The organism is Streptomyces sp. NPDC111520, from assembly GCF_055635295.1.
On record NZ_JBVKBW010000004.1, the window covers coordinates 569,382 to 583,114 of the forward strand.

A 13,733-nucleotide genomic window follows, 5' to 3' on the forward strand; every position below is an offset into this window, starting at 1 on the left:
ACATCCTGGCCGCATGGATGCCGATGCCCTGACTCCGGTCCACCTCGGCGGGGTGATGGACGGCCTGGCGGCGAATCCCGCCTTGCCGGCTCCCATGATCCGCCGGCTGTTCGCCTGGCGGCGGGGCATGGGGAAGGTGGCGCGGCGTCCGGATCTCACCGAGGACATGGTCGCCGAGATCGTGGCGATCGACGACGACCGGCTCCTGCACGGCCTGGCGCTGAACGACCGTCTGCCGGACCGGCTCCGCGTCCGGCTGGCCGCCCATCGGGACAAGGGGGTGCGGTCCGCGCTCGTGGTCAACGCCGCGACCGCACCGAGGGAGATGCTGGAGCAGCTCATCGACGACCCCGCTCGACAGGTCCGCGAGAACCTGGCCAAGGGCCGCCACACGCCGCCCGACCTCCGGGCCCGGCTCGCCGACGACCGCGACCCCACGGTCCGCGCCGCGCTGGCGAGGCACTGGACGGGGGCGCCGGAAGCGGTCCGCCGGATCCTGCTGACCGATCCCGAGGCCGAGGTCCGGGCCGCGGCCTGTTCGACCTACTTCGCGGCCGAGCCCCATCCGGTACCGCCGTCGGATCTGCTGCCGGCGTTGCTCGCGGACCCCGTGACCCGTGCGGGCGCGGTGATCCACGCGGTTCTCGATCCGGGCACCCTCCGGCGGCTCGCCGACGATCCGGACAGCGACGTGCGCGCCGAGCTCGCCCGGCACCCCGACCTGCCGCCCTCGGTCCGCGACGTCCTCGCCGTCGATCCGGCGCTGAACGTCCGGGTGAAGGTCTTCGCCCGGCCCGACACGCCCGAGCACGTGCGGGAGCGGATCCACGCCTCGGTCCACGAGGTGTCGCTTTCGCAGGCCGACCCGGGCCCCGACGCCGACGACGACGCGGTCCTGCGGTGGTTCCAGGACTCCTTCGCGCCGACGGAACTGCGGATCCTGCGGCTGCCATGGGTCACAGCCGACCCGCTGCCGCACATCGACTCGCCCTACGTCGGCTTCCGCGTCTCGGCGGCCGCCGGCAAGGGCCTTCCCGCCGAAGCGGTGGCCCGGCTGCTCGACGACGAGGAGGAGATCGTCCGCCTCACCATGGCGGCCGCCGCTCCGCACCTGGTCGGTCCCGCGACCGCCGAGAGCATCGAGCGCCGCTACCGCAGGCGGGACAAGTTCACGTTCTGGTGGGACCGGGCCGAGGTCCTGGCGTTCCCCCCGGAGGTGCTGCGGCGCTTCGCCACGGACGCCGAGCCCCGGCTTCGCTCCTTCGCGCCCCGCGATCCGGATCTGCCCGCGGAACTCGCCGGGAAGCTGGCCTCCGACCCCGAACAGCGCGTCCGCAGCGCGGTCGCGGCTCACCGCAACCTTCCGCTCCCGTCCCTGTTCCGGCTCCTCGCCGACTCCTCGGAGCACGTCGCGGAGGCCGCCGCTGCCTCGCCGCACCTGCCTGTCGAGCGCATGGAGTGGCTGCTCACCCGGGCGGGCCTGTAGCCGTCACGTCGGAGCAGGGCAGCTCCGGGACGACCGACCGGTGCCTTCCCGTCAGCGTCCCCGGCCCTTGGGGTGCTCCCCGAGGCTGACCGCCCGGTGGATGACCGCCGCCAGGTCGTGGATGTCCTCGGTGAAGGTGTCGACGTGGATCCGGCGTCCGTTGCGCAGGTGGATCCGGCACGTGGAGCCCATGCCCCGGGCTTCGGCGAGCGGCCGGTCGTCGCCGCCGGACGTACTCACGTGCGCGACGTCCTCCCAGGGGATCACGGTGGCGGTGCCCGCCACCCGGTAGGTGAACCCGCGCTCGTGGATGTCGAAGCACTGTTCCCGGGTACGGAATGCCTGCACCAGCCGCCAGGTCCCCAGGCCGAACCCGACCAGGCCGAGGCCGAGCAGGAGCCCTGCCAGTCCCGGTGCCCCCTCGGTGGTGCCCACCGACGCGATGGCGATCGGAAGCCCGATGGCCGTGCCCGCGGCCCCGACGAGCAGCCAGATGCCCGCCTGCCGCAGACGCCGTGCGCCGTCGGTACGGTGCTCGCGCACGAACCTCCCCAGTTGCCTGGCCGCTTCCGTACGTCTCATCGGGCCCCTCCCAGGTCGTGGACACTTCAAACTAGGCTCACACCTCCGAGCGATCCACCCCTACCGCCGGGTGTTGTCGGGACGGCCGGCGGACGGCCAACGGCACTGTCGCCGTGGTCGGTTGGGGCGATGTCGGCACGGCGGACGATTCCCGCTCCCGACATCGCCCGGCAGCCTGATCCGGAACACGGTCTTCGCCCCCGCCGGGAGCGCGGCAGGCCGACTCGGGTGCCGGGCCGCCAAGGCACCGGGTCAACCCCCTCCAGCACAGGATGCGATGGACCCGTCGGGTTAAACCGTTTCATTGATCTATCGAATCTGTGCGAGCAAGTCTGTCCAACTCGTTGCCAGAGTGGTGAGATGCCCTCCAGAGTGTCATTGAAGCGATTCATTACGCCTCTTGAGGAGCGCCCGTGCGTCAGCACATCGCCGCCGTGGTCGCTGCATCTGTCCTCGTCGTGGTGCCCACCACGACGGCGACTGCAGCGAGTCCACCCGCCGCCCCAGCCGCCGCTGCAACGAGCGTCAGCCATCTGACGGTCAACGCCCTTGACGAGCCGCTCGGCATCCCGTTGACAGCACCCACCCTCGGCTGGCAGCTCGGCTCAGAACGCCGCGGCGTCACGCAGCGGGCCTACGAGATACACGTCGCCTCTTCGGCCGGCCGCATCGACAGACCCGACGTCTGGGACAGCGGGAAGGTCACCTCACGCCAGTCGGTCGGCGTCCGCTACGGCGGCCCCGCGCTGCGGCCGCACACCGACTACGTCTGGTCCGTCCGGGTGTGGGACGACCGGGGCACCGCCTCCCAGTGGAGCAAGCCCGCCACGTTCGGCACCGCTCTGGGCGGCCGGCCGTGGAGCGCCTCGTGGATCGGCGCCGACACACCGGCCCTCGGCGCCCAGTGGAAGGACTACACGGTCGAGTTCACCGCTTCCGGCATCAACGGGGCTCTCGGCGTCTACTTCCGCGGCCAGGACACCGAGAACGCCTACATGTGGCAGATCAGCGAGGCCGACGACGCGCTGCGCCCCCACGTGAAGCGCAACAGCGGCTACTCGGTCCTCAAGGCGACACCGTTCCCGTCCGGGTTCGACTTCGCCGCCGAGCACGACTACGCGATCGCCGTCGACGGCGACACGATCACCACCACCGTCGACGGCAAGCAGCTGGACCGGCGCACCGACACCACGTTCGGCGGCCCCGGCACGATGGGCTTCCGCACCAGCGGCGCGGAGCGCGGACTGGTCCGCGACGTCACGGTCACCAGCGCCGACGGCACCGTCCTGGCCGACACCGCCTTCCCGGCGGGCGACCGCACCTTCGCGTCCGGCACCGTCACCGCCGGCGGCCTGCGCGTCGACAGCGAGGGCGGCGAGGCCTGGCTGCGGCGCGACGAAGCCGTCCCGCTGCTGCGCAAGGAGTTCGACCTCGGCGGCAAGAAGGTCGCCCGGGCCCGCGTCTACGCCTCCGCGCGCGGCGTGTACGAACTGCGCCTGAACGGCGCACGGGTGGGCGACGCCGAACTCGCGCCCGGACTGACGGCGTACGACAAGCGCATCGACTACCAGACCTACGACGTGACCCGCCAGGTCCGCGCCGGCGCCAACGTGCTCGGCGCCGAGGTCGCACCCGGCTGGTACAGCGGCAAGGTCGCCATGTTCGGTACCGACGTCTACGGCAAGGACGACTCGGTGATCGCCGAGATGCTGGTCGAGTTCACCGACGGCACCAACACCACCGTCCGGACCGACGGCACCTGGACCACCACCTCCGGTCCGACCCGTGAGGCCGACCTCCTCGACGGCGAGTCCTACGACGCCCGGGTGGCGAAGCAGGTCGACGGCTGGGACAAGCCCGGTTACGACGACGCGGACTGGGCCACGGCGGAGGTCCGCGACGAGCCGGTGAACGTGCTCGAACCCCAGACCGCGGTCGACGTACGGGTCACCCAGGAACTCAGGACCGCGAAGCGGATCGACTCGCCGACCCCGGGCACCTTCCTCTACGACCTCGGGCAGAACATGGTCGGCCACGTCCGCCTCACCCTCAAGGGCGAGCCCGGCCGTACGGTGACGATCCGTCACGGCGAGGTCCTCAACCCCGACGGGACGCTCTACACCGCGAACCTGCGCACCGCGAAGGCGACCGACCACTACACCTTCGCCGGCGACCGGCCGGAGACCTTCGAGCCCTCGTTCACCTTCCACGGCTTCCGCTACGTCGAGGTGTCCGGCGTCGACGAGGCCCCCGCGGCCAAGGACCTGGTCGGCGTCGTCGTCGGCACCGACGGCGACCTCACCAGCAGCCTCGACACCGACTCCGACCTGGTCGACCAGTTGCAGAGCAACATCGTCTGGGGCATGCGCGGCAACTTCCTGTCCATCCCCACGGACACCCCGGCGCGCGACGAGCGGATGGGCTGGACCGGCGACATCAACGTCTTCGCCCGCACCGCCGTCTACAACATGGACGCCCAGTCCTTCCTGACCAAGTGGCTGCAGGACCTGCGGGACACCCAGCGGCCCAACGGCTCGCTGCCCGGCGTCGCCCCCGTGGTCCCCGGACGCTTCGACGGCGGCTACGAGTCGGCCGGCTGGATGGACGCCGGCGTGCACGTGCCGTGGACGCTGTGGCAGGCCTACGGCGACACCGACGTCATCCGCGACAACTACGACATGATGAAGGCCTACGTCGACTTCCTCGACGCCGACTCCACCAACCACATCCGCTCCGCCGGCGGTTACCTCGACTGGCTCAACCTCGACGACGCGACCCCGGCCGACGTGCTCGACACCGCGTTCGTCGCCAAGAGCACCCTCGAGTTCGCCCAGATGGCGGCCGCCGTCGGACGGGACGACGACGCGGCCGCGTACCGGCAGCGCCACGAGGCGATCAGGTCGGCGTACCAGGCGGCGTTCATCGGCGCCGACGGCACCGTCAAGGGCGACAGCCAGACCTCGTACATCCTGACGCTCACCAACGACCTCGCCCCCGCCGACCGGCGCGACGCGATCGTCGCCAAGTTTGTCAAGACCCTCGAGCGCCGCGACTACCACCTGTCGACCGGCTTCCTCGGCGTCGACGGACTGCTGCCGGCGCTCACCGAGGCGGGCCGCACCGACATCGCCTACCGGCTGCTGCAGCACACCGACTACCCGTCCTGGGGCTACGAGATCGGCAAGGGCGCGACCACGGTCTGGGAGCGGTGGAACTCCATCAACCCCGACGGCACCTTCAACGACGTCGGCATGAACTCGTTCAACCACTACGCGTACGGCGCGGTCGGCGAGTGGATGTACCGCACCATGGCGGGCGTCTCGGCGGCAGAACCGGGCTACCGCAAGGTGCTCATCGCCCCCGAGCCCGGTGAGGGCGTCGACCACGTCGACTTCAGCCACCAGACGCCGTACGGCACCGTGCGCAGCGCGTGGGACACGACCGGCGGCGCGATGAAGCTCGACGTCACCGTGCCGGCGAACACCACCGCCGAGGTGCGCATCCCGGCGGCGAACCGCTGGGCGGTCACCGAGGGCGGCACGCCGATCGGCGACGTCGACGACGTGGCCTACGTCGAGCAGGCCGGCGGCGACGTCGTGCTGGAGGTCGGCTCGGGGCACTACGCGTTCGCGGTCGACCCGGTGCTCGGGGACCTGGGGGCGGCCCGGGCCCAGGCGGGGTCGTTCGCCGACGACGTCGACGCGCTGCAGGTGCGCGGTCTCGGCAAGATCGCCAAGGGGCACCTGCAGCTTCGCACCGCCCTGACGCGCAAGGAGCTCGACGCCGCGTGGCGCCTGCAGGCCCAGGGCGCGGACGAGCGGCTGACCGCCGCCGCGGTGCACCGTGCGCTCGCCGGCGTGGCCGACCTCGACCGGTGGACGCGGACGTACGCCGAGCAGGGCGCGATCGACAAGACCGCGGCCACGAAGCTGCGTGACTCACTGACCGGCATCGAGAAGGTCCTTTCGCGGGCGTCGTCGCGCCTGGTCGGCGCAGTGGCCGCGCTGGACGTGCCGGCCGGCGAGATCCTCCCGGGCGACGTCGTCCGCGTGAACGTGGCGTTGAAGAACACCGGCAAGCAGCCGCTTACCGGCGTCGATTCGACACTGCAGGCACCCAGCGGCTGGACGGTGAAGCCCGTGGGCCGGCACGCGACCACGACGGGCGCGGGCAGCACGCTCGAGCACGCCTACGACGTCACCGTCGCGAAGGACGCGCCGGCGTCCGTGGCCGACCTCACCGGCTCGGTGTCCTACCAGTACGCGGGAGGAACGGCGACGCTACCGGTGTCGGCGGGCCTGGTGATCGCCCCCGGCGTCGCCATCGGCCGGGTGTCCACCACGCCCGACCCGGCCGCCCCGGGCGAGCGGACCACCGTCCGCACCGTGCTGACCAACCGCACCGACGTCGCGCAGTCCGGCAAACTCACGCTCGGCCTCCCCGACGGCTGGCCGACGCCGGACCCGGTCGGCTACCAGATGGCCCCGGGGCAGGAGACGACGGTCGACACCGTGGTGACGGTGCCCCTATCCGTCGTCGAGGGCCCGGCCGCGGTGACCGCGGCGACCGGCTCGACGGCGGCGGAGCAGGCCACCGGCTCGATCACGGTCTCCCTGCCCACCCCGCCCGCGCAGTCGGGCGACCACGTCGACCTCGGTGACGGGACGTCGGAGTCCGCCCACCGGCTCACGGCGTCGGAGCACTCGGGGACGAACACCGAGGCCGGGCTGACCCGGCGGTACACCCACTCCTCCTACCCGGGCGGCTGGTTCGAGTTCGACGCCGCCGTACCCACCACCGGCCGCTTCGTGGTCCGCGTCGTCGAGACCTTCGACGGCCCTCGGCGCAAGACCTACGACGTCCAGGCCGACGGCAAGGCGGTGCACAGCGTCGACCTGAGGCGGACCGAGGGCGGCCAGGGCACGATCACCCACCAGTTCGTGGTCGATCCCTCCGCCGACACGGCCGACGGCACCGTACGGCTCCGCTTCCAGGACACCGGCGCCGACTACGACCCCTCGATCGCCGACGTGTGGGTGATGCCGGCCGACTGACACCGCCTGTGAACGTCGTGTGCCCGGGTTCCCCGCGGTCGGGGAACCCAGGCACACGACGCGCGGCACGGGTGTGGGGGAGTGACGGGAGGTGTGGCGCCGCCGCCTGAACCGGTCGCCGGTGCCGGGCCCGGGGGCATCCCGGGGACGGCACCGGCGGCATGGACGTCCCCGAGGGCTCCGGCCGACTCCCTCAGCCCGTCACATCGAGGTCAGTGCCGGGACGGGGCGACGCAGCGGAAGCTGGAGGCGTCGTGCGGGTCGCCGTGGCCGTCGTGGCGGGAGACCTCCGGGTAGCGGCACAGGTCACGGTCGACCTCCTGCCCGGCGGAGTTCAGCAGGGTGGCGGGCAGGGTCCTGGGGGCCTTGCCGTGCTCGACCCGGGTCCCGTCACCGGCGGCTGACCGACGGCAGCCGGGCCGGACGTTCCGGACTCGCGCCCCAGGCCGAAGCCGCTGGCGACCTGGACCGGGTCGTCGCTGTCGGCTCCTCGATCGTCCGCGCGACCGTCCGGGCGAACGTCCCGCAGGGCGCGGCCGCCGGGTCGCCGCCTTCGCCCACACAGACGACCCGCGGCCGGTCGCCCTGCGCCACCAGTACGGCCGCTACCTGCCCCGCGCCTTCTCCGGCCCGGGGCACGCAGCCCGCGAACCTCCACCCGGTCGGGTTCTGTTTGCGACGGCACGCGTCGCAGGCGTGACGATCTCGTTCGCCCGTTTGAGAGCGGCGTTCTGCATCCACGGCCACGTCGCCGGCGTCAAACCTTCGGCACCGCGTCCGCGTCGAGGACGGCCGGAGGCTCCCGCCCTCAGGCCGTTTCGGCGTAGCGCTCTCCCGCGTACGCCCGGATGACCGGGACGACCGCCTCCGCGCCGCCGGGCAGGCGGTCAAGCCGGACCAGGGCGTAAGCCTGGTGGCCGTCCAGCAGATAGCTGTGCGGGAGGTTCGTGGGCGTGCCCGGCAACGGCCACACCACGACCCACGGCCGCGTGTCCCGGCTACCCGGAGACCGGGGTCCGACCGAGACAGCCGCGACCTGCGCCCAGGTGAAGTACTGCTCCTCCTCGGTGAATTCACGCATGCCGATCCCGGCGGGGCCGACCCGCAGCCGCAGGGGCCGGTGCCATCGGAGGAGGGACCGGCCGGCGAGGGGCCAGCAGGCGACGGCACCGACCAGGCAGCAGAGCGCGATGACGGTCACGAAGCCCTCGGTGGGGCGGCTGATCAGCTCCCAGAAGGAGTACGTGAGGACGGCGGCCGCCGCAGCCCACACCACGGCCCAGGTGCCGGCCTGGCGGGTGTCGGCGAAGACCTGCTCGCCACCGGACACATCCCGTTCGGGCCCCGTCACGGCCACCGGGATCGGCGGCCGCACGGAGCGCGGCGCGGTCTCGAAGCGGGCTCCGGCGTGCTCCGCGAGGGCTGCGGTCAGCTCGGAGACGCTCTGGTCCAGGTCCGTGCAGTCCACGAGGGTGTAGCGGATCCGGTCGTCGCCGAAGGTCAGGTCGGGCTTGCGGCGGAGTGTCACGCCAGGTGCGGTCCACAGGGTCAGCAGCGACTTGGGCGACGCGGGGAGCTCGTCGACGTTCTCCGCGGAGTTGGGGACCTGCCGGAGAGAGACGGTGTCGATCTGCTCCCAGGCCAGCTCGGCGTCGTGCAGCGTGATGCCGAACCCGTCGACCCGCAACTGGAAGGGCCGTTTCGCCTTGCGCAGGTCGCGCCACCCCCGGAGGACCGACACCACCGACAGGAACAGGACGAACCACGCGGCCATCGCGCTGTCGCTGCCGGCCGTCGTCCTGCCGTTCGTCTTCAGGTCGGCCAGCCACAGCAGGGCGACCGCCGTCACGATGATCCCCCCGACGAAGAACCGTCTGCCGCGCCGTCTCAGCGTCCGCTCGACCGTGAATTCCATTGCCCCCGCGTTTCCCCTCGTCATCCCGCCCGAACACACCCATGGTGCGGCTCCGCATGCCCGGGTCGCGGGTCCCGGCGACGCGGTGTTGCCCAACCGTGACGCCCGCGAGACAACACCGCCCGGCGGTCGCCCGGGCGGCTCCCGGCGTTCATCCGCGCGCCACGGCATCGTGGTTCTCCAGGCGCAGCGCGCCGGACCGGAGGCAGTTGCTCGTCGGGTGTGCCTCCGGACGTCCCGGAAGGCGTCAGCCGCTGCTCGCCGTTCGCGCCGGGTTCCACCGGCGAAGAATTGCCCGCCCCCGCCGCCGATGCAGGTCGCGATATCGACGCCGCTGGTGCGGTGGTGCCCTCGCCTGCACCACCATCCCCGAGCCCTGGTGAACCGGCTGTCCCGCCCTCGCGGCCTGAGGCCGGAAGCAGGGACCTATGAGCCGAGCAGCCCTCGGATCACCACCTCGCTCAAGGATTCCGTCTTCTGCCGCCACTCCTCCGCCTGAGGTTCCCCCTCCTCGTTCATGCGGCGTACGAGTTGCCTCTGGGTCATGACGACTGCGGGCCCCGTGAGCGCGCTGAACAGGACGTCCATGCTCATGGCCGGCATCCGGCCCGAGGCGATGAGCCGCTGCGCCAGCGGTTCGAGCTTCTCCACGAAGCGGCCGGTGTACTCGCTGTACAGATAGTTCAGGCGGTCGGTCTCGAGAATGGATTCGTCGGAGATTATGCGGTTCGCATGGGGCATGTTCGCCGCCAGGGCGTGGAAGGTCCGCACGACGCACTTGAACTTGTCGACGTCGTCCAGGTCACCGTCGAGGATGGAGCTGAGCCGTTGGACGGGAGCCCTGAGGGCATGGTCGACCGCCGCGCGCCAGAATTTCTCCTTCGAACCGAAGCGGTCGTTGATGAAGTTGTGGTTGACCCCGAGGCGCTTGGCCAGTTCCCGCACGGACGCGCCCGAATAGCCCAGTTCGGCGAAGGCCTCGAGTCCACGCTGGAGGATCTCGGCATCGCTGAGGTCGACCTGCGGCGATCTCGCCCGGCGGCGGTCGTCCCGCGTGTCGTCCATCGCGCCGTTTGCCGGCACTGACACCTCACCCATCCTTCTGACGTCTCATCGGCCGAGCGGCCGAATCCCAGCTGGTGGCCGGAAGTCACGCCACCTGCGCCGCGGTGCGCCACCACCCTGACGGACTTCGGGGCTCGAGCGGCCTCGGGAGGCGGCGCCCCATCGAACATTACCGCCGCACGTCGCTGAAAGCCGACAGAGGTCCGACGGTCGCGCAGTGGCCTGACCTGGGAGGTCCGGGAAGCGCGCTGCAGCAGGGGCTGCCTGTCTGACAGCTGTCAGGGCCGGGTAATCTGACAGCTGTCAGGCGCCGGGTCGACCGCGCCTGCTTCTACTGTGAGGAGTCCTGGATGAGTCTTCCCATGCTGCAGATGGACACCGACGACCCTCGCTGGACGAAACGTGGAGCCATCCACGTGCCCGCCGGCGAAGGCATCACCAAGTGGGTGTCGGACAACGTCTACTCGGTCAAGGTCCACACCGACAACACAGACGGACACCTGGGCTTCGTCGAGGCGGACATACCGCCCGGCGCGGGGCCGGTGGCGCATGTCCACAACCGCAACAGTGAAGCCTTCTACCTGCTCGACGGCGAACTCGAGTTCCTCAACGGCGACGAGAAGATCATCGCCCGATCGGGGGACTTCCTGTACGTCCCGCCCGGCATCCGCCACCGTTTCCTGAACAAGAGCACCCGTCACGCCAAGATGCTCTTCCTGTTCACCCCCGGCGGCCCCGAGGCCCTCTTCATGAGGGGCGACGAGCCCGTACCCGGTGTGCCCGCCCCCTTGTGGGACGCCCAGCGATTCGCCGATTACGGGGAATCGCTCGCCGATCTGGACATCGACTCACCCGTGATGCCGGAAAGCTGAACCGGCCCCCTGACGCTCACACCTTGGGGCCTTGCGGGCGCTCAGTTGCCCGTCAGGCCCCAAGGGCCCTGCCCCCGTCGCTGCGGCTCTGCGTGCAGGTAGGGCAGGCCGCACCACGGACCGATGACCGGCACCCATCCCTTGAGGGCCGGACGTGGGAGGACCGTTCGGAGGGATCGTGGGCGATGCGCCCGGTGCCGGCTGCGCGTCGGGTGCGCCTCCGTCCCGGAAGGCGTCAGCCGCCGCTCGCCGTTCGCGCCGCCCAGCGATCCTCCACCCTGGCGAGGCGCCAGTAGGCGATCGCGACGGCCCACACGGCCACGAACAGGCCGACGATCACGTAGCCGACGTTGTCGAGGTCGAGTCCCGCCACCCAGCCCGTGAAGCCGTCCGTCATGTCGAGCTTGTCGTGCAGGACACCGATGAGCTCGATGGTGCCGATGAGGAAGGCGACCGCGATCGACAGACCGGTGATCGTGAGGTTGTAGTAGACCTTGCGGACCGGGTTGGAGAACGCCCACTGGTAGGCGAAGTTCATGAAGGTCCCGTCGAGCGTGTCGAACAGGCTCATGCCGGCGGCGAACAGCAGCGGCAGGCAGAGGATCGCGTACCACGGCAGTCCCGCCGCGGCCCCGCTGCCGGCCATGACCATGAGCGCCACCTCGGTGGCCGTGTCGAAGCCCAGCCCGAACAGGAAGCCCAGGGGGTACATCTGGCCCGGGCGCGTGATCGCCTTCGTCAGCCGGCCCAGGATCCTGTTCATGAAGCCGCGCGAGTCCAGGTGCGCCTCGAGTGCGGACTCGTCGAAGGACCCCCGGCGCATGCTCCTGAAGACCCGGAGGATGCCCAGCAGCGCGACGAGGTTGAGCGCGGCGATGGCGTAGAGGAAGGTTCCCGAGACGGTGGTGCCGACCAGCCCGAGCGTCTGGTGGGTGCCGGAGTCCTCGTCGGCGAGGGTGCCGGCGAGCTGCGTGCCCCCGGCGACGAGGGCCGCCAGCGCCACGACGACGCTCGAGTGCCCGAGGGCGAACCAGAAGCCCACCGAGACGGGCCGCTTGCCGTCCGCCATGAGCTTGCGCGTGGTGTTGTCGATGGCGGCGATGTGGTCGGCGTCGAAGGCGTGCCGCATCCCCAGCGTGTACGCGGTGATGCCGAGGCCGAGACCGAAGGCCTTGGAGCCGACCTCGTAGTGGTTCGGCACCACGAGGAGGAAGAGGATCCCGAAGGCGACGACGTGCAGAGCCACGATCACCGCCATCAGGCCGACGGTGCGGACGGTGTCCTCGCGCCGCCAGCGGAAGGCCCCGGGCAGGTCGGATGTGGGCAGGGTCATGCGGTCACGCTCCAGCACCTCGTGGATCACTTCGTGAGATGCCGCGGCCGGTCTCCTGGCTTACGGGCGAAGCGCGCCCGCCTCTGCCTTCCCGGCCTTGGTGAGGCCAGTGGCACCGCCGATGGCGGAAGAGGCGGGAACTACCCGATCACAGTGGCGAGGGCCGCTCCGGAGTGAGCTTGTGTCAGCTGTCACCGGTCTTCCCGAGCACCGCGGCGCAACCACCCTAGATTCCCTGGTGGGAGGCCTGCAAGGCTCCGGGACCGGAGGGGTTGAAGATCACATCCGGGCCTGCGGAGGCGTCGCCCGTGCACCCCGTGCCCGACCGGCGGCCCGCCCGTGCCGGCGGCTCCCCGCCGCAGGCGGACGGACCCGTCCGGCGGTGGTGCTCGGTGTGCCGCTGCCGACGGCCGACGATAAACTCAGGCCGACAAGCCGCACGCTCCGGAGCAGGTACGTCGCCGGGTCCGTCTCCCCCCGCCCTTTGGCGCCGCGCACACGATTCGGGCGCTCTTGGCATCCCCGGGGTCACCGGGCCGGCGAAGTCCACGGACGGATGGCGCAACAAGGCGAGGCGGCGCTGACGCCGCGATCCCCATCGGACGGATCCACGTGAACCCACAGAATGCCGGCACCTCCCCTACGGCGACCAGTCGCTGGTTCCGGACCATCAGGCCCGCTCCGGCCCCCACGCTGCGACTCGTGTGCTTCCCGCACGCGGGAGGAACCGCCAACTTCTTCCGTCCGTGGAAGGGTCTCGTACCCGAAGGCGTGGAACTGCTCGCCGCCCAGTACCCGGCGCGCGAGAGCCGCTTCCTGGACGCTCCGGCCGAGACGATGGACGAGCTGGTCGCGGACCTCGCCGGCGCGTCCCGTGAACTTTTCGACGTCCCTGTCGCCTTCTTCGGACACAGCATGGGGGCGTCCGTCGCCTATGAGCTCGCCACTCGCCTGAGGGAGGAACACGGGCGGACCGTGACCGCACTGTTCGTGTCGGGACGCGGCGGCCCGGGGAAGGAGCGGAGGAGGCCGGGGCTGGCGGACGCGGGCGACGAGGAGCTGATCGCGGACCTGTCCGAGATGGGCGGCACACAGGCCGAGGTGTTCCGCGACCCCGCGTTGGTCGAGCTCGTGCTGCCCGCGATCCGCGCGGACTACCGCCTGCTGGAACGCTACGACGCCCGCGTTCCCGACGAGGACTCCCGTCTCGACGTTCCCGTTGTCGCGTACTACGGGAACGGTGAGAAGGACCTCGATCACGAATCCGTCATGGCGTGGTCGGCGATCACGAGGGCGAGTTTCGATTTCCGGTCCTTCGAAGGCGGCCATTTCTACCTCGTGGAAGAAGCCGACAGCCTCGTGAGGGACCTCCTCGCACGGCTCCGGACAGCGAACTGATTCCTGCTGTCCCGGTGGAGCGTGGGGC

Annotated in this window: 8 protein-coding genes, 1 pseudogene and 1 riboswitch; of the genes and pseudogenes, 4 read left to right on the top strand and 5 right to left on the bottom strand. The window is 71.1% G+C overall.

Annotated features, from left to right (window positions below):
• The first annotated feature begins 13 nt into the window (after positions 1 to 13).
• Complete coding sequence (locus tag ACZ7MY_RS12125) at positions 14 to 1,486, top strand: hypothetical protein (RefSeq protein WP_499601270.1); 1,473 nt, start codon at positions 14 to 16, stop codon at positions 1,484 to 1,486.
• A gap of 51 nt (positions 1,487 to 1,537) precedes the next feature.
• Here the strand turns inward: ACZ7MY_RS12125 and ACZ7MY_RS12130 are convergent, their stop codons facing one another.
• Positions 1,538 to 2,068: a hypothetical protein gene (locus tag ACZ7MY_RS12130; protein WP_499601271.1), complete on the bottom strand. Its 531-nt coding sequence runs from the start codon at positions 2,066 to 2,068 to the stop codon at positions 1,538 to 1,540.
• 413 nt (positions 2,069 to 2,481) lie between these two features.
• Here ACZ7MY_RS12130 and ACZ7MY_RS12135 point away from each other — a divergent pair, with 413 nt between their 5' ends.
• Positions 2,482 to 7,122, top strand: a complete 4,641-nt coding sequence (locus ACZ7MY_RS12135) for a family 78 glycoside hydrolase catalytic domain (RefSeq protein ID WP_499601272.1) — start codon at positions 2,482 to 2,484, stop codon at positions 7,120 to 7,122.
• A gap of 212 nt (positions 7,123 to 7,334) precedes the next feature.
• On the opposite strand, the pseudogene ACZ7MY_RS12140 reads toward ACZ7MY_RS12135, so the two are convergent.
• The 3 genes and pseudogenes from ACZ7MY_RS12140 to ACZ7MY_RS12150 form a co-directional block, all read right to left on the bottom strand.
• Positions 7,335 to 7,502: pseudogene (locus ACZ7MY_RS12140) on the bottom strand (tannase/feruloyl esterase family alpha/beta hydrolase); the annotation flags it as partial.
• Between the two features lie 428 nt (positions 7,503 to 7,930).
• Positions 7,931 to 9,037, bottom strand: a complete 1,107-nt coding sequence (locus ACZ7MY_RS12145; protein WP_499601273.1) for a hypothetical protein — start codon at positions 9,035 to 9,037, stop codon at positions 7,931 to 7,933.
• A 426-nt stretch (positions 9,038 to 9,463) separates the two neighbouring features.
• Positions 9,464 to 10,126, bottom strand: a complete 663-nt coding sequence (locus ACZ7MY_RS12150; protein WP_499601274.1) for a TetR/AcrR family transcriptional regulator — start codon at positions 10,124 to 10,126, stop codon at positions 9,464 to 9,466.
• A 338-nt stretch (positions 10,127 to 10,464) separates the two neighbouring features.
• Between ACZ7MY_RS12150 and ACZ7MY_RS12155 the strand changes: the two genes are divergently transcribed.
• Positions 10,465 to 10,974 (top strand): cupin domain-containing protein, encoded by a 510-nt coding sequence (locus ACZ7MY_RS12155; RefSeq protein ID WP_499601275.1) that lies wholly within the window; start codon positions 10,465 to 10,467, stop codon positions 10,972 to 10,974.
• A 235-nt stretch (positions 10,975 to 11,209) separates the two neighbouring features.
• Here ACZ7MY_RS12155 and nicT read toward each other — a convergent pair whose 3' ends face one another.
• Positions 11,210 to 12,307 carry a Nickel transporter NicT gene (nicT, locus tag ACZ7MY_RS12160; protein ID WP_499601276.1) on the bottom strand — a complete coding sequence of 366 codons (1,098 nt, stop codon included), beginning with the start codon at positions 12,305 to 12,307 and terminating at the stop codon, positions 11,210 to 11,212.
• A gap of 28 nt (positions 12,308 to 12,335) precedes the next feature.
• Positions 12,336 to 12,537, bottom strand: a riboswitch (cobalamin riboswitch).
• Between the two features lie 382 nt (positions 12,538 to 12,919).
• On the opposite strand from nicT, the gene ACZ7MY_RS12165 reads away from it, so the two are divergent.
• Complete coding sequence (locus ACZ7MY_RS12165) at positions 12,920 to 13,705, top strand: thioesterase II family protein (RefSeq protein WP_499601277.1); 786 nt, start codon at positions 12,920 to 12,922, stop codon at positions 13,703 to 13,705.
• Positions 13,706 to 13,733: the final 28 nt, after the last annotated feature.

Bases quoted from the DNA above. Each gene is read 5' to 3' on its own strand.
- ACZ7MY_RS12145 (WP_499601273.1), bottom strand. From the start codon at position 9,037: ATGGAATTCACGGTCGAGCGGACGCTGAGACGGCGCGGCAGACGGTTC.
- ACZ7MY_RS12130 (WP_499601271.1), bottom strand. From the start codon at position 2,068: ATGAGACGTACGGAAGCGGCCAGGCAACTGGGGAGGTTCGTGCGCGAG.
- ACZ7MY_RS12155 (WP_499601275.1), top strand. From the start codon at position 10,465: ATGCTGCAGATGGACACCGACGACCCTCGCTGGACGAAACGTGGAGCC.
- ACZ7MY_RS12125 (WP_499601270.1), top strand. From the start codon at position 14: ATGGATGCCGATGCCCTGACTCCGGTCCACCTCGGCGGGGTGATGGAC.
- nicT (WP_499601276.1), bottom strand. From the start codon at position 12,307: ATGACCCTGCCCACATCCGACCTGCCCGGGGCCTTCCGCTGGCGGCGC.